At 63.1% G+C, this 14,982-nt stretch carries 13 protein-coding genes; 8 read left to right on the forward strand and 5 right to left on the reverse strand.

What is annotated here, in order from left to right; genetic code table 11:
• Positions 1-517: 517 nt before the first annotated feature.
• The 4 genes from LAN64_13920 to LAN64_13935 all read left to right on the forward strand — a co-directional run bounded on the left by LAN64_13920 (position 518) and on the right by LAN64_13935 (position 4,034).
• Positions 518-1,252, forward strand: coding sequence for a PilZ domain-containing protein (locus LAN64_13920; GenBank protein MBZ5568934.1), 735 nt, complete (start codon positions 518-520; stop codon positions 1,250-1,252).
• Between the two features lie 90 nt (positions 1,253-1,342).
• Positions 1,343-2,722 (forward strand): malonyl-CoA decarboxylase, encoded by a 1,380-nt coding sequence (locus LAN64_13925; protein MBZ5568935.1) that lies wholly within the window; start codon positions 1,343-1,345, stop codon positions 2,720-2,722.
• A 58-nt stretch (positions 2,723-2,780) separates the two neighbouring features.
• Positions 2,781-3,446 (forward strand): TonB family protein, encoded by a 666-nt coding sequence (locus LAN64_13930; GenBank protein ID MBZ5568936.1) that lies wholly within the window; start codon positions 2,781-2,783, stop codon positions 3,444-3,446.
• A 30-nt stretch (positions 3,447-3,476) separates the two neighbouring features.
• Positions 3,477-4,034, forward strand: coding sequence for a hypothetical protein (locus tag LAN64_13935; protein MBZ5568937.1), 558 nt, complete (start codon positions 3,477-3,479; stop codon positions 4,032-4,034).
• A gap of 25 nt (positions 4,035-4,059) precedes the next feature.
• Here LAN64_13935 and LAN64_13940 read toward each other — a convergent pair whose 3' ends face one another.
• From LAN64_13940 to LAN64_13950, 3 genes are all read right to left on the reverse strand, one after another.
• Positions 4,060-4,491, reverse strand: a complete 432-nt coding sequence (locus tag LAN64_13940) for a PilZ domain-containing protein (protein ID MBZ5568938.1) — start codon at positions 4,489-4,491, stop codon at positions 4,060-4,062.
• Between the two features lie 64 nt (positions 4,492-4,555).
• Positions 4,556-5,521, reverse strand: a complete 966-nt coding sequence (locus LAN64_13945; GenBank protein MBZ5568939.1) for a hypothetical protein — start codon at positions 5,519-5,521, stop codon at positions 4,556-4,558.
• A 67-nt stretch (positions 5,522-5,588) separates the two neighbouring features.
• Positions 5,589-6,002, reverse strand: a complete 414-nt coding sequence (locus LAN64_13950) for a MerR family transcriptional regulator (protein MBZ5568940.1) — start codon at positions 6,000-6,002, stop codon at positions 5,589-5,591.
• Between the two features lie 600 nt (positions 6,003-6,602).
• Between LAN64_13950 and LAN64_13955 the strand changes: the two genes are divergently transcribed.
• From LAN64_13955 to LAN64_13965, 3 genes are all read left to right on the forward strand, one after another.
• Positions 6,603-7,148, forward strand: coding sequence for a DUF1572 domain-containing protein (locus LAN64_13955; GenBank protein ID MBZ5568941.1), 546 nt, complete (start codon positions 6,603-6,605; stop codon positions 7,146-7,148).
• 193 nt (positions 7,149-7,341) lie between these two features.
• Positions 7,342-8,643, forward strand: a complete 1,302-nt coding sequence (locus LAN64_13960) for an MFS transporter (GenBank protein ID MBZ5568942.1) — start codon at positions 7,342-7,344, stop codon at positions 8,641-8,643.
• Positions 8,644-8,702: 59 nt separating this feature from the next.
• Entirely contained in the window at positions 8,703-9,947 is a 1,245-nt protein-coding gene (locus tag LAN64_13965) for a hypothetical protein (GenBank protein MBZ5568943.1), read from the forward strand.
• A gap of 175 nt (positions 9,948-10,122) precedes the next feature.
• Here LAN64_13965 and LAN64_13970 read toward each other — a convergent pair whose 3' ends face one another.
• Positions 10,123-10,821 (reverse strand): amino acid racemase, encoded by a 699-nt coding sequence (locus LAN64_13970; GenBank protein ID MBZ5568944.1) that lies wholly within the window; start codon positions 10,819-10,821, stop codon positions 10,123-10,125.
• A 53-nt stretch (positions 10,822-10,874) separates the two neighbouring features.
• Positions 10,875-13,463 carry a hypothetical protein gene (locus tag LAN64_13975; protein MBZ5568945.1) on the reverse strand — a complete coding sequence of 863 codons (2,589 nt, stop codon included), beginning with the start codon at positions 13,461-13,463 and terminating at the stop codon, positions 10,875-10,877.
• Between LAN64_13975 and LAN64_13980 the strand changes: the two genes are divergently transcribed.
• Positions 13,444-14,856, forward strand: coding sequence for a tetratricopeptide repeat protein (locus LAN64_13980; protein ID MBZ5568946.1), 1,413 nt, complete (start codon positions 13,444-13,446; stop codon positions 14,854-14,856). The genes LAN64_13975 and LAN64_13980 overlap by 20 nt on opposite strands.
• The last annotated feature ends 126 nt before the right edge of the window (positions 14,857-14,982 follow it).

The following is a 14,982-nucleotide window of genomic DNA, read 5'->3' on the forward strand; positions in this document are numbered from 1 at the left end:
TGGGCTGGAAGGACATCTGGCAACTGAGAGCAATCCTAGGAAGAGGAGAAACAGAAAAAGCTGCGACTAAGCAGGAGGTCGCGTAACATGATCCCGAGCGCCGCTCTTCAACCTCCAACTAAAAGCGGGACACTCTCCACCAGACTTCAACAAGGTTCAATAGCTTTCAACTACCGAGCCGCAACAGGTTCAACAGCAATCACTTAGAATCCACAAAATTCCATAGACGTTCAACAAGCTGAAAAATCTGGTTCGGGACCAGGGGGTCGGAGGTTCAAATCCTCTCTCCCCGACCAATAAACCCCGCCTTCTGGTTGCCATGGCTCATCATCCGGCCATCGCTCGGTTTTGGCTTGCTGCGCGTTTCCGGTTACTACAGTCACCTTGTGGACTGCCAGCGCGGCGAAATATCCTAACCGTGCAGATGCGGCTTTCCCAAACGTTTGCAATTGGTTCTTGTGTGCGGAACCGTGGCCCATTCGGCCCTTTGTAACGTTGCAGTTGAGGAGGAGTCCATATGGGCCGTCGCGACCGCGAGCGTGTGGCAGCCATAGTGCCGGTTCGAATCTGGGGAACCAATCGCGAGGGGACCCCCTTCTCCGAGCACGTTTGCACCGTAAACATCAGTGGCACAGGCGCACGACTGGGGGGAGTTCATATCCCATTATCGAGCGGCGACACCGTCGGACTGCAATATCGCAACCGACAGGCTCGCTTCCGAGTTGTCTGGCTCGTGGAGAGCGGCACGTCCTGGGGCAATGAAGTGGGCCTTGAGTGCCTGCAGCCCGAGAAGAACATCTGGCAGACCGATCTACCGCAACCTGCACTGGACAGCTACCAAATTCCCGGCGCGAATGGCCACCAGTACGTACGCCGCCGCCTCAGAGACCGACGGTCGCGCACTCGGTTCCCGGTCTCTGGCGATGTCTTTGTTGCGAGCGCACGCGGCAGCACTGGCTTCGCGGCGAGACTGGGCGATATCAGTCTCACTGGTTGCTATGTGGAAACCGGTAATCCATTGCCAGCAGGCCGCACCCTGACGCTTTTGCTCAAGATCGGCAACCATGAAATCTCGGCCGCAGGCGTGGTTCGAGTCTTCTACGCGGACATGGCCATGGGCATTGAGTTCACTCATCTGAATCCAGCCGACCAAAGTACCCTCACTAAGCTGATCGCACGGCTGCACGCTGCCGAGACTCCGCTCCCGCTGCTGGATCCCATGACACGGCCTCGGCTGAACGACCAAACGTAACATCGGTGAAGGGCCTTCCTGGCCTCACGCCGCTTTGTCCGGATACCGCTTATACTTTCCGGTGACCGCTCGAGTAGCGGTGTCTTAGCCATGCCGCAATTCTTCGCCACCCTTCTTCGTAGCCTGCGCGGTGCTCGCGGCACCGACATGCGCCTGCTGTGCACCCAGCTTCTCTCGCAGCGCGGCGAAGCTTCGCAGACCGTGCTGGCACAGCACATTCTGGAGCAGTACAAGCAACTCGACTCCGCCCAGCAGTTGGCGTTTTTTCAGATGCTGGCCTTCGACTTCGCGGCCAGCCGCGACGCCGTACAGCGCGCGCTGGAGGAGTACCGGCGCGCCCCCACAGCGGCCAGCGTTGCCGGGCTGGCCCAGGCCGCCGAGCCGCCCCGCCAGGAACTGTTCCGCCGCATCAACACCGCGCCCGCCGGCACCGACGGCCTGGTCGCCATGCGCGCCGACCTGATGCGCTTCTCGCAGGCTCATCCCGACCTCGCCGTCGTCGACGCCGATCTCAAGCACCTGTTCCGCTCCTGGTTCAATCGCGGCTTTCTGCGCCTGGAGCGCATCGGCTGGCACACCTCGGCGCTGACTTTGGAAAAGCTGATCGAGTATGAGTCGGTGCACGAGATCAACGGCTGGCCCGACCTGCGCCGCCGCCTCGAAACCGACCGCCGCTGCTTCGCTTTCTTTCAGCCCGCTCTGGCCGGCGAGCCGGTCATCTTCGTCGAAGTAGCGCTCACCAAGGGCCTGGCGCGCCACCTCGATCCGCTGCTCGACATCACCGCTCCCGTGCTCCCGCCCGAGCAAGCGGATTCCGCCATCTTTTATTCCATCAACAACTGTCTCGACGGCCTGCGCGGAATTCCCTTTGGAAATTTTCTGATCAAGCAGGTAGTCGACGAGCTCGGCGCGGAACTACCCAAGATCGATAACTACAGCACCCTCTCGCCGGTAGCACACCTGGCCCGGGTGGTGCATGCCCATCACCTTCCCTACGGATTCACGCAGGACCGACTCGCGCGCCTGCTGGACGACTTCGCCTCCGACCTGGTCGGCGCCTCCGGACAGTCCAACCCCGTGGACGCGCTCTTCCACTTGCTCAAGGACCCCATCGCGCACCAGAAAGAGCTGGGCGCCCCACTGCGCCGCTTGACGTTGGTTTACCTCACCCAATTCCGCCACGGCGACAAGCCTTGCGATCCCGTCGCCCAGTTCCATTTCTCCAACGGCGCGCGCCTGGAATCCATTAATCCCTTCGCCAACCTGCGGCCCTACGGCCTGCGCGACTCTTTCGGCGTGATGGTCAACTACCGCTATGTTCCCAGCGAATTGGAGGAGAACCACGAGCGGTTCATGGGCAGCGGAGAAATGAGGGTCTCACCCTCGTTGTCGCACGAGCAAAAAGTGACCGCTGCCCTGTGGCGCGGCGAAACCAAAAAGCAGACCAGGCACACGCAGGCTGCCGGCTAGGAACAACGGCAACCGCGCCGTTCCTGCTTCGCCCGTGCCGAAGTCAGGCTACAATGTCGTGAGCACTGCTGGGATGGGCATGTTCGCGCTGGCTCCAACCTCAAGACGCCGCTGGAACAGTTCGCTGCTGGTGTCGTTCGTTCTGCACTGTGTTGTGGTGTACTTCCTGGTACGCCCGCCGCGGCCCATCTTCGTCACGCCGTCCCAGATCGCCTTCGGGCACGGCGGCACGACAACCGAACTCGTCTATTTTTCGCATCGTGGTGCCTCCACCGCGCCAGACTCGACCACAGTTCCCGCCACACGGCAGATCTCGCTCACCCGCACCGCTCCGCGTCGGAAGCCAAGCCCTAGACCCGCGGCCCTAAACACTGCCACCGGCCAGCCCGTCGCCTCCGAGTCCGCGCGCGCCGGCTCTCCGTTTGGCTCGCTCGCGCAAGGCCCCAGCAGCGGCCATGATGTCCGGCCCGCCCTACCGGTTGTCTTCCCAGATCCCGGCATCCTGCCATGGCAGATTCCTTCCGGCATCGAAGGCAACGTAATCGTGGAGATCACCATTGACACGCAGGGCAACGTCACCGAAACCAGGGTTCTGCAGGGCCTCGGCCACGGCATCGAGGAAAAGTGCGTCGCCGCGGTTCGTAATTGGCGCTTCCGTCCCGCCATGATGGATGGCCGCCCCATCCCCTCGCAGCAGGACGTCTACTTCCATTTCCCCAGTTAGTCAGGCCTATAATCGGTGCGGTTAACCGCCATGCAATTTCTGTTCCGCGCATTGCCGCTCTTCACTCTGCTGATCGCCGCCATCGGCCTGCTCGCGCAGGAAAAACCCAAAGACAAAGCTGAGCCACCGCCGAACAACCCCGCCCTGGTTTCCCCAGCTGCGCGCCTTGCCGCCGCCAAGACCGCGGTTGTGCAGAACGCCGGCGGCAGCGAAATTCCCTTCAACGTCATCTCCTCGGGACTGGAAGGCTGGGGACGCTTCCGCCTGGTGGAGTCGCGCACCGAGGCCGACGTCATCATCGAAGTCACTTCTCCCGACGAGGAAAGCACTTCCGTCTCCAGCAAGACGCGCGTCGGTCCCTCCGGCCGCACGGAGGATTCCTCCTCCACTACCCGCAATCTCTCCAACGGCGCCATCAAGCTCGTAGTCTACGACGCCAAGACCCACATCCCGCTCTGGTCCGCCTCCGAACAGCCCAAGGGCGGCTTCCGCCAGCGCACGCGCTCCGACCATCTCGTCGAAGCCGCCTCGCGCCTGGTCACAAAGCTCCGTGAGCGCATCGAGCCTCCGCCTCCGGCGCCGAAGTAACCTCAAGCATGGATGGATGGAAGAACTAGGGTTCAGCCGGCTGCTGGACTGCAGCCTTCGCCGCCCGCCGGTGATCTTCCTCGAAGGCGTGCCGCACCCACTTTTCGATCACCGCGCGCCGGCGGTGTGTGGGATCGAACTTCACCCCGAACAACTCGCCTCGTTGGTGGCACACCACGGCGGGAATCTCAACCAGAGTTGTTTCCGGAAGGGTAAAGGAGAGATGCACCGGCTGCGCGACCTTTACGGGCGCTTTCGCCTTCAACAACATGCCACCGCGGCTGATGTCCTGGCTGGCGGCGTTAAACACTTCTCCGAAACATTCCACTTCCACCGGCACGGCCAGTTGAATGCGCGCATTCGAGCGCCGCGATTCTGGTGATTTCCCTTCGCCGGCCATGATCAGCCAGACGGTCACCGCCACCGCTACTATGGCGCACAGAATAACCAGGTACATGGCTCGGAAGTATATGTCACAGATCACGCACCGGCGCTAGGTCACCCCGGTACGTGCCGTCAACTCACTTTCGCTCCAACCCCTTCATCTCCGCCTCGTCATCCGGCAAAAAATACCCGACCACGATCGCCATCCCCTCCGCGTGGGTCACCTGCGGCTTTCCGTATCGCGCCTCGACCAGAACCGCATCGCCTTTCTGCAACGGAAACCCGCCACGATCCATGAACACCGCTACGGGCATGGACCGTATGTGTCCCTGCTCATCCAGGGTCGCGCGCAACGACGCTATGGGCTGTTTCTGCGTCTCATCGGAGATCACAAGCTGCTCGCCGTAGTCGTGCATGTGCCCGCCGACGCCCAGCAGCCGCCCGGAAAAATTCACCGGTATCTCTGCCTGCAACGCGATTCCCACCGCCGGCACCGGGAACAAGGAATCGCCGCACTTTTTCACGTCAAACCACGCCGGGTACACGCTCTTCAGCCGCGCGCTCTCCGGCTGATACTCCATCCGCACCACCAGCCACGCGCTCGAGTAACTCTGGTCGGTGGGATTGTGAAACATGGTGGTGACGCGAATCCGGTCGCCCTTGTGCACGCGATATCCGAACCCGGGCAGCGCCGGCCAGTCGTTCATCTCCCCGCCCGCGCCAAAAATGTGCTCTTCTTTGTTGCGACAGAGAAAATCCGAGCGCGCTGAGTTCCAGAACGCCACGTGATGCAGCATGCGCCCCGGCAGCAGGTTGCCTGCCTCATCTTGCAGCGACGGATGATACGCGGTGATCCACCCGTCGAACGGAATTTCCATGAACTGCGGCTTCGGTTGCGCGGTCGCCATGTGATCAGTGAGCGCCGGCAACTTCAGCGGTCCCAGCTTCGCCACCATTTCGTGTTTGTCGGGATCGGTGCTCACCGCCAGCTTCGCCGCCGACACCTTCCCCATCGCCTGGTGCTCATGCGGCGCCCACCCTTGCGCCGGCAAACTTGCCAGCAGCAGCGCGCAAATCATGCGTTTGATTTCATTCGCGGTCATGTTGTCTCTGATGAAAGGAAACTGGGTTTTTGTTGCTGCTGAAACTGCGACTCGACCTGGAACTGTCCTACGCCCTCGCTCGCTTGGCGCTGCTGGAGAGGATAACCAGGATCTCCTGCAGTCCCTGGCGCAAACGCTTCAGCCCGTCGGACGGCGCCCGCCGCGGGAACGGCAGTCCCACCTGCGTCTTGAGCGCCTTCGATTCCGATCGCAGTTGCTGGCGCGCCCCCGCGATCGTGTAGCCATCGTCGTACAGCAGGGTTTTGATCCGCAGCGCGTTTTCCAGGTCGCGACGCCGGTACATGCGCTGCCCGGTGCTGCTCTTGGCCGGCTTCAGTTGCGGGAACTCGGTCTCCCAGAACCGCAGCACGTAGGCCGGCAGCCGGCACAGCCGCGACACCTCCCCAATGCGGAAGTACAGCTTGTCGGGGATCAGCACTTCCTCCCGCTTGTGTTTCCCGGATTTCCTTGCCGTCGCCATCCTGTTAACCGGCATCAGCCTGCGTTGCCTTCTCCCAGCTTGCGTTTTCTAGCACGGAGTGAGCCGCATAACAACTCCGATGTTGGCGCCCGCTCCACTTTCCACAGGCGCCAATTTCTTGGATGCAGGCCTCAGCCTGAGTTTGCTCCGGTTGAGCTTCCCTGAGCACGCAACCCAGCGCCTCATTCCCACGACTCGGCGCCGCCACCAGATAGTTCACTCGCAACTCCGAACCGGCAAAGATTTCTGTTGACTTGATTACACATAAGACCCTATATCTTGTGTCAGAGTAAAGGGTCATACTGCAAATGGTTTGGCCCCTTGGTCTCCGGGCTCTGAAGCAAGGGAGAAAACGTTCCTTAGGAGGAACCACAACCATGCCAATGAAGAAGAAGGCAAAAAAGAAAGCCAAAAAGCACTAACGTTCACAGGGCTCCCGAAGAGGGTTTGAATGGGCTTCCGCCGTCGGAAGCCCTCTTTGCTCAGGTGAGAATTGAGAAGTAAGAAGGAACCGCCCGCGATCCCGATCTTCCCCCTTCGGAAACTGCACTTCTGACTTCTTGCCGCTATTGACTTTCCGTTCCCTACTACAATGTCTTCATGGATACCGGCACCGCCTACCTCGATGAAGCCCGTCGCGCCCTGCGCGGCCACAAGCGCCTCGCCGAAGGCGCCATCGCCCAGCTCCGCGACGACGAACTCTTCCTCCAACTCGACCCCGAATCCAACAGCATCGCCGTGCTGATGAAGCACATCGCCGGCAACCTGCGTTCTCGCTTCACCGACTTCCTCACCAGCGATGGCGAAAAGCCCGATCGTCATCGCGACCAGGAATTCGAAATTTCCGCCTCCACCACCCGCGCCCAGCTCCTGGAAATGTGGGAATCCGGCTGGAAGATCGTTTTCGACACGCTGGCCTCGCTCCAGCCTGCCGACCTGGAGCGCGCGGTCACAATCCGCGGCGAACCCTTGACCGTCCTGCAGGCGGCGCACCGCGCCGTAGCGCATTACGCCTACCACATCGGCCAGATCGTTTTTCTTGCCAAGCATTTCCGTGGCGCCGAATGGAAGACGCTCAGCATCGCGCGCGGCCAGTCCGAGCAATTCAACGCCGCCAGGAAGTCAGAAGTAAGAAGTCAAAAGTAAGAAGTACCAACAAGGAGCACGCATCGCCGACGGTATTGCTTTGCCTTTCTGACTTCTCACTCCTGACTTTTCCTTTGCGTCCTTGGCGTGCTTTGCGGTAAAGCTTTTCGCTCGCAACTCGCCACTCGGAACTCGCAACTTGTCCACCAATCCCGAAACCGCGCTCGAGTTCAGCGCCTCCGCCGCAGAGCGCATCTCACCCTCCGCCTACTGGCGCCTGGTACGCGGCAACCGCAACTTCCGCCGCCTCTGGCTGGCGCAGATCGTTAGCGAAATCGGCGACTGGTTCTACACCGTCACCCTGTACACGCTGCTGCTGCAATTCACCGGACGCGCGCAATCCGTCGGCCTCGCCCTGGTTCTGCAAGTCCTGCCGCAAACGCTGGTCGGCCCCTCCGCCGGCGTGGTCAACGACCGCGTTCGCCGCAAACGCGTCATGATTACCGCCGACCTGCTCCGCGCCGGCATTGTCCTGTCGATGTTGCTCGTCCGCTCGCGCTCCACCGTCTGGTTGATTTACCCGCTGCTGGTGATGGAAACCGTCGCCGCCGCCTTCTTCGAGCCCGCGCGCAACTCCGTCATTCCCAACATCACCCGGCGCGAAGAGGTCATCGTCGCCAACACGCTGTCGTCCATCACCTGGTCATTCGACCTCGCCGTCGGGGCCACGCTCGGCGGCATCGTCGCCGTTTTCCTCGGGCGTGAAGCCGTGTTCATCCTCAATGCGCTTTCCTTCGTCGCCTCCGCTCTGCTCATCGGCGGCATGAGATTTCACGAGCCCCACGCCGCCGGACTGCCACGCCTGCGCCCGCGCGAGGTAGTGGATTTCTCGCCCATGATGGAAGGTCTGCGCTACCTGCAAGATCGCCCGCGCCTGCTCGCCACCGTACTGGTGAAGGGCGGCCTCGGCCTGATGATCGGCGCCACCTGGATCATCTACACCATCCTCGGCGAGCGCGAATTCTCCCTCCGCTTCGGCGGCTCCGCCGGCCAAGCTGCCATGCTCGGAATGGGTGTCCTGATCGGTGCGCGCGGCATCGGCGCCCTGCTCGGCCCGCTCATCGGCGCCACCTGGGCCGGTCAGCGCGACTCCCGCCTTCGCCGCGGCATTCTCTTCGGATTCATTGCCGCCGCCTGCGGCGTGGGCTCGATCTCCGTCGCGCCCAACGTCTGGATCGCAATGCTCTGCGTCATCGTCGCCCACTGCGGCGGCTCCATCATTTGGACTTTCTCGACCACCCTGCTCCAGCTCTACAGCGACGACCAATTCCGCGGGCGCGTCTTCTCCGCCGACCTCGGCATTTGCATGGCCACCATCTCCCTCACCGCCTGGGCCGCTTCCGCCGCCATTGACGCCGCCATCCCCGTGCGCCTCCTTGCGGCCATCACCGGCGCCGCCATCCTCATCCCCGCCGGCGCCTGGGCACTCGCCCAGCGTTTCTGGAAATCGAGTCTCTCGGTGGATTCCTCCATCCGTCGTTCACCTGCAGACTGATCGACCGAAAGACCGATAGACCGGCGGACCGCCTGACCATATAATCCGCCCCATCCCTCGTGACCACAGCCTCGGCCACCGCGCCTGCTTCCCCGCAACTCGCAACCCCGCGCCTCTCCCGCATCCTCACCCTGGTGCTCGCCTGGCGCGTCGTGCTTTTGTTGACCTTTGCCGCTTGCGCGCATTTCCTCCCCGCGCAGCCCGACGAAATCGCCTTCACCACCAACCACGAGCCACAGATCGAAGCCGCCATGCGCTCGCCGGGCACCGGCGCTGTCCGCTGGGACGCCTACTACTACCTCCACATCTCCGCCCACGGTTATCGGGCCGACGAACCCCGCGACTTCGCCTTCTTCCCGCTCTTTCCACTCGCCGTCGCCGCATTGCATCGTCTCGGGCTACCGCTGATCGCCGCCGGACTCCTGCTCAACCTCATCGCCACCGCGCTCGCCGCTGTCTTCCTCTACCTCCTCGCGCTCGATTACACCCGCGACGACCTCAAGGCACAGCGCGCCGTCCTCCTCTTCCTGGTATTCCCCTCGGCCTACTTCCTCGCCGCCTATTACGCCGAAGCCGTTTTCTGCGCGCTCGGTTTCGCGGCGTTCTACCTTGCACGCCGCCGCCGCTGGTTCGCCGCCAACATCCTGCTCGGGCTGCTCACCGCATCGCGCCCGCCGGCCTTCTGTTTTGTGCTAGCTATCGCCGCAGAATTTCTGCTCAGCCAGTGGCACAGGTCTCCGACGCGTGACGGAGCAATGGGGAGATTGGGGAAGGTGGGGCGCGGATCTCCGGCCGGTGTTCTTCACAGCGCGCTCTCATTTTTTCTTGCCCCGCTCGGCCTGGTCGCTCACTTCGTCTACCTGCACGACCGCTGGGGAGACGCGCTGCTCTACACTCGCGTCCTGGGAAAATACTGGCGACACACGCAATGGACTCCGAACCTGCTGCGCCCGCTCTGGACCACAGCACAAAGCGCCGCAGCCCACGGCCACTTCGATTTCTGGACCGAAGCCATCCACCTCTGGACCGTCCTTGCCTGCACCCTCGCGGCGCTCATCATTCTCCTCCACGCCGCGCGCCGTCTTCCCATCAGCTACTCCGTGCTGCTTGCCTCCACGCTCGTCGTGACGCTCTCCTCCGGAACCCTCGTCTCGGCGCACCGCTACCTCCTGCCGCTCTTCCCCCTCTACCTCGTCCTCGCCGACGAACTCTCCACCCTGCGCCGCCGCGCCTGGCTCGCCACCTCCGCCGCGCTCATGACGTTCCTCCTCGCCGCCTTCGTCAATTTCCGATTCACCGGGTGACCGCTCGACGTGACAAAGACTTTCACTTTGTCCCCACAAAATAACGGGTGTCATCCTGAGCGAGGACGCGCCAACTAACCAGCACGCCCAGCTTGGGCGTGCGGGTTGGCGCGTCCGAGTCGAAGGACCTGCTTTTCTCCAACCCTCCGCACGGTCTGCGTTGATCTTTTTTCGCTCACAACTCACAACTCGCCCGTAGCGCAGCCCTCGCCAGCAACCGCGTCGAATCCAGCACCGGCAGCGGCGAATTCTCGTTATTCACCAGCAATGGAATCTCCGTGCACCCCAGCACCACGGCGTCGCACCCGCGCCGCTTCAGGCTTTCGATGACCTGCTGAAAATAACTCAGCGCCTCCGGCGTAAACCTGGCGCGCACCAACTCGTCAAAAATGATCCGGTTGATCTCCTCGCGCTCGTCGTCCTTCGGCCGCAGCCACCCGATGCCCCGCTTCTCCAGCTCCTGCGGATACACGCTGCTCTCCACCAGGTATTTCGTCCCCGTGATCCCCAACTGCCGGTACCCGCGCCGGATCGCTTCAGTGCCTACCGCACCTGCGATATGGAGCCACGGCAGCGGCGAGCGCGGCCGCACCAGAGGCATTGCCTGGTGAATCGTATTGTCCGGGCAGATCAGAAACTCCGCGCCGCACTTCGCCAGCTTCTCCGCCGACGACAGCATCAACTCCGCCACGCCTTGCCAGTTCTTCTCGTCGATGCACTTCATGTACTCGGCCAGCGAGTGCGTGTGCATCGACACCTCGGGATGATCGTGTTTGCCCATCATCTCCTCGGCCTCGACACAAATCGTGCGATAGCACAGCGCCGCGCCTTCCGCGCTGCAGGCCACGATTCCGATATGTTTTGCCTTGCTCATGCCTTGAATCCGTCAATTCTGCAATTCTGCAATTCGAAAATTGTCGGCGGTTCTTACCTCGTCAACACCGTCCCATACGGATCCAGCACCACGTTCTTCGCCCCCGCCGGTGCATGCAAACGGAACTCGCTCTCTTTGCCGTCGGCGAACACATATCCCAGCAGCGCCTGACGCCCTCGCACCGAGGCGTACACCGGCACCGCCGTTACCAGATCATCGGTCGCTTCTTTCTGCAGGATCGTGCCCGTCACCACCGCGCCCGCACCCTGCTTGCGGATTTTGACGTTCTTCGTTTCCAGCTTCGGGATGGCCATCCCGTTGACCCACGATTCATAGAACCACTGCAGCGACTTGCTTCCCTCGTAGCGCAGCGACTCCGGCATTTCCTCCTCCATGGCGCGCAGGAAATCCGCCGTCGACATTTCCTTCCCGGCAAACCGGTCGCGTAATGTCCGCAGCGCGCGCAGGAACGGCTCGCCTTCCTTCTTCTGACCCGGCGCATCCCGCATCATGGTGCGCAGCATGTGCATCAGCCACGCGCCGCGCCCGTAGCTGACCACGTCAAACCCATCCGGGAAATGCGACGACGACAACCTCAGGCCCAGCGTCACCGGCCCGGCATGTGCGTATTCCTCGTCCTCGGCATTTTTCGACAGCAGCTCCGCCCGGTAGTCCTGCAGCATCTGCTTGCAGTCCGCCGGGCGCTCTTTCTCCAGCGCCAGGATCGCGGAGTAGTTTGCCAGCGCCTCCACCAGCCACTGGTCGCGATAGGTTTTCCAACCGATCAGGTCGCCCCACCACTGGTGTGCCGTCTCGTGCGCCTGCATGAAGCCGCTGAACTGCAGCGCCGCCATCGGCCCAACCCGTGCCTGCCGCAACTGCTCCGGGGTGAGAAACGCGTAGCTGGAAAGGAACACCAGTCCCGGCCAGCCTTGGCTGCTGCGGCCCGGCATCTGCGACAGCGCCAGCGAGCTGTAGGGAAACGCTCCGAAGCTGCGCGAGAAAAAATCAATCTCGCGCGCCGACCTCTGCGCCACCTCTTCCGCCTTCGTCTTGGGCGCGGGAGCCGGACGCGCCATCACGATCACTGGCGGCAGCCGCGGATCGCGTCGCGGCGACGGTGGCTGGATGGGCAAGATCACCGCCGGCCGCTGGGCTCCGAACGTGCTCTCCATGGCCGCCGTCGCGTACGCTTCCACCCGCACGCCGCCGGCGCTGGCGCTGGCCACCGAGTAACGCCCCAGGTTGAATCCCGCCACCGGGATGGGCCGCTCCGCAACGTAGTGTGCAACCTGCTCTCCCGCGGCGTGCTCATGCGACACCAGCTTGCCAGTCGCCACCAGCGTCCATTCCTGCGGATAGTGGAATTCCAGGTCGTAATCGGCCATCGTCAACCCACGGTTGGGATACCACACGCCGCGCGCTCCCACGTACAGCAGCCCGCCACCCGCGTCCGACAAGACATTTCCCGCGTAGGTAAACTTCAACCGCAACTTCTGGCCCCTGCGCAGCGGCTCCGGAAACAATACCGCCGCCACGTCGTTGCCGCGACGCGCCAGTGCGCTGCCCTCGATGGCTTCGTTCTGCAGGAACTCCACTGGCTTTCCGTCTGCTTCCACCGCCGTCAGCTTCAGGTAGCGCGACAGTTCGAAGAACTCAATCCTCTCTCCTCCCTGCTGCACCTCAATATCGAGCTGCGCCTCCGCCGCCAGCACGTGCGGTGGCTCGATCCTCGCCTTCACCGTGTACTTCGTAACTTTCAGCGCGGATGTCCCACCCCTGTCACCTCCCGGGTTTGGCGCCGGGGTTTTCTCGATTGCGTCTGAACCCCTGGACCTCGCCGACCTCATCGGAAACGAACACAATACGTCGTAATACCCCGTTCCTCCCGCGTACGTCAGCTTCAGCACCGCGATCTGTTCGGCGCTCAGCGTGTCGAAATAAACGTCGAACACGCCCAGCTTCACGCCCTGCAGGCGCGCGCGAAACAGGCGGTCTTCCCCATCCGTCGGCTGGTTCAGATAAGAGGTCATCAGACGCAGCGCGTCCGCCTCCGCCAGCGTGCGCACCACCTTGTCGTATTTTTCGACGAAGGCCTGCGCCTCCTCCTCCGGACGCAGCGCCGGCTTCAGTTCCTCCGCCGTGTTGTCGTTGAATCGGAAGTACGCGTTGGTGAACTTCTCTTCCAGCACCGCCGCACCGGTGAACAGGGCCAGCGAGCCGCGCTCCGCCAAGTCAGGCGGAATCAGCAGCACTTCACCCTCGCCCTCGAAGAACGCGCCCGTGATCTTTCCGTCCACCGCGCGCACAAACGCCAGCGTGCCGTCGTCGAGCGTGATGTGCAGGTCTTCGCGGTCGATGGCCGCGTCGCGCACGTTGTACACCGCCGCCGGATCCAGCCCCACCGCGCGCAGTTTGCGGTAGAGCGCCAGGCCCGCGCCGGGCGCCGACGCGGTTTCACGCGCGGTGGGCGCCGCCGGCGCCGACGTCGCCGGCTGCGGGGCGTTGGCGCCCGTCTGCGCCCAGGCGCCGCAGGCGACCAGCAGCAGGCACCAAAGTCCCGGCACCGCCGTGGTACTCGGCGCGCGGCAGCGGCAAAAAGCAATGCTAGAATGCGCCAGCGTGCGAGCTTTCTGGATCATCGCCTTAATCACTTGTTCCGGCCTCGCTTCGGCGGACACCATCTATCTGAAGAACGGGCGGACCATCGCCGCCGACAAGGTCACCGTCAATGGTCCGCGCGTCTATTATGAGGTCGGCGAGGACACCTATGCCATTCCCAAGTCGATGGTCGACCGCATCGAATCCGGCGGGGAGCCCCCGCTTCGCTCCTCGTCTGGCGCGCCCGCCAAGCCCGCCGTGGTCCCCAATATCGCCGCCAGCATAGTCGGCTCCGACGCGGTCGCGCTCAAGATCATCAAGGACGGCCGCGTTGACACCGAAGCCCTGGCCCTGATCGAGCGCGCCGGCAATGCCGATCAAACCGCCGCCGCCTACTTTCTCGCCGGACGCCACGAATACGAGCGCGGCGACCGCGAGCGCGCCCGCTACTACTTCGATCGCGCCCTCCCCTTCGCGCCGCAGAACGACGTGGTCCTGGTCAGCTATGCCGCCGTGTTGATTCAACTGGCCCGTCCCGCCGACGCCATTCCGCTTGCCGAACGCGCCACTCGCGCCGCGCCCAATTCCGCCGACGCTTGGATGATCCTCGGCTTCGCCCATTACTCGGCCGACCGCCTCGCGCCCGCCATCGCCGCCTGGAAGCGCTCGCTCGTCCTGCGCCCCGAAGACAACGTCCGGAAATATCTCGCCCGCGCGCAGCGCGAACTCGCCGCCGAATCCGACTTCTCCCAGTCCGAGACCGGTCACTTCAGCATCCACTACGAAGGCGCCACCACCTCCGCCAGCCTCCGCCAGCAAATCCAGGCGTCGCTCGAAAACGGCTACAACGACCTGGTGCGCGATCTCGGCATCTCGCCGCGTCAGAACATCTCCGTTTCCCTTTACACCAACCAGGCCTTCTTCGACGTCACCGAAGCTCCCGCCTGGATCGGCGCCATCAACGACGGCAAGCTGCGCATTCCCATCCAGGGCCTCGCCTCCGTCACGCCGGAGCTGGCCCGCGTCCTCAAGCACGAAATCGCGCACTCCTTCATCAACCAGGCTTCCCGCGGACGCTGCCCGCAGTGGCTCAATGAAGGGATCGCGCAACTGGTCGAGCCCAAGTCGCTCGGCCCCATGCGCGGGCGCCGCCTCGCCGACCTCTACCGCGGCGGGCGCCAGATCCCGCTCGCCTTCCTCGAGAGCTCCTTCCTCAGCTTCTCGCCGTTTGAGGCCGTACTCGCCTACGACGAATCCCTCGCCGCTGCCGAGTACATCCACGACACCTACGGCATGTCCGAGCTGCGCTCCATCCTCGAGCGCCTGGGCGACGGCGCCTCCTCCGAAAGCGCCCTCCGCGTCACCATCCACTCCGGCTACGCCGACCTCGAAGAACAACTGGCGCGGCATCTCTACCTGAAATACGGCAAGTAGCCGAGCCCGTTGTCCCCTACATCGAAGTCCGGGCCGCGCCGACTGCCAACTACGGTTATCGGCAGTCGGAACCAACAACGGGCCGAACACCGGCACTGACAACCGACAACCACCTGTGTTAACTTT

It is taken from the genome of Terriglobia bacterium (assembly GCA_020073185.1).
In the GTDB taxonomy this organism is placed as follows: Bacteria; Acidobacteriota; Terriglobia; order Terriglobales; family Acidobacteriaceae; genus JAIQGF01.

What these genes read in the sequence shown, in the direction of transcription:
- LAN64_13920 (MBZ5568934.1), top strand. Translation starts at nt 518, where the DNA reads ATGGGCCGTCGCGACCGCGAGCGTGTGGCAGCCATAGTGCCGGTTCGA.
- LAN64_13955 (MBZ5568941.1), top strand. Translation starts at nt 6,603, where the DNA reads ATGGATACCGGCACCGCCTACCTCGATGAAGCCCGTCGCGCCCTGCGC.
- LAN64_13970 (MBZ5568944.1), bottom strand. Translation starts at nt 10,821, where the DNA reads ATGAGCAAGGCAAAACATATCGGAATCGTGGCCTGCAGCGCGGAAGGC.
- LAN64_13950 (MBZ5568940.1), bottom strand. Translation starts at nt 6,002, where the DNA reads ATGGCGACGGCAAGGAAATCCGGGAAACACAAGCGGGAGGAAGTGCTG.
- LAN64_13935 (MBZ5568937.1), top strand. Translation starts at nt 3,477, where the DNA reads ATGCAATTTCTGTTCCGCGCATTGCCGCTCTTCACTCTGCTGATCGCC.
- LAN64_13940 (MBZ5568938.1), bottom strand. Translation starts at nt 4,491, where the DNA reads ATGTACCTGGTTATTCTGTGCGCCATAGTAGCGGTGGCGGTGACCGTC.
- LAN64_13975 (MBZ5568945.1), bottom strand. Translation starts at nt 13,463, where the DNA reads ATGATCCAGAAAGCTCGCACGCTGGCGCATTCTAGCATTGCTTTTTGC.
- LAN64_13925 (MBZ5568935.1), top strand. Translation starts at nt 1,343, where the DNA reads ATGCCGCAATTCTTCGCCACCCTTCTTCGTAGCCTGCGCGGTGCTCGC.
- LAN64_13945 (MBZ5568939.1), bottom strand. Translation starts at nt 5,521, where the DNA reads ATGACCGCGAATGAAATCAAACGCATGATTTGCGCGCTGCTGCTGGCA.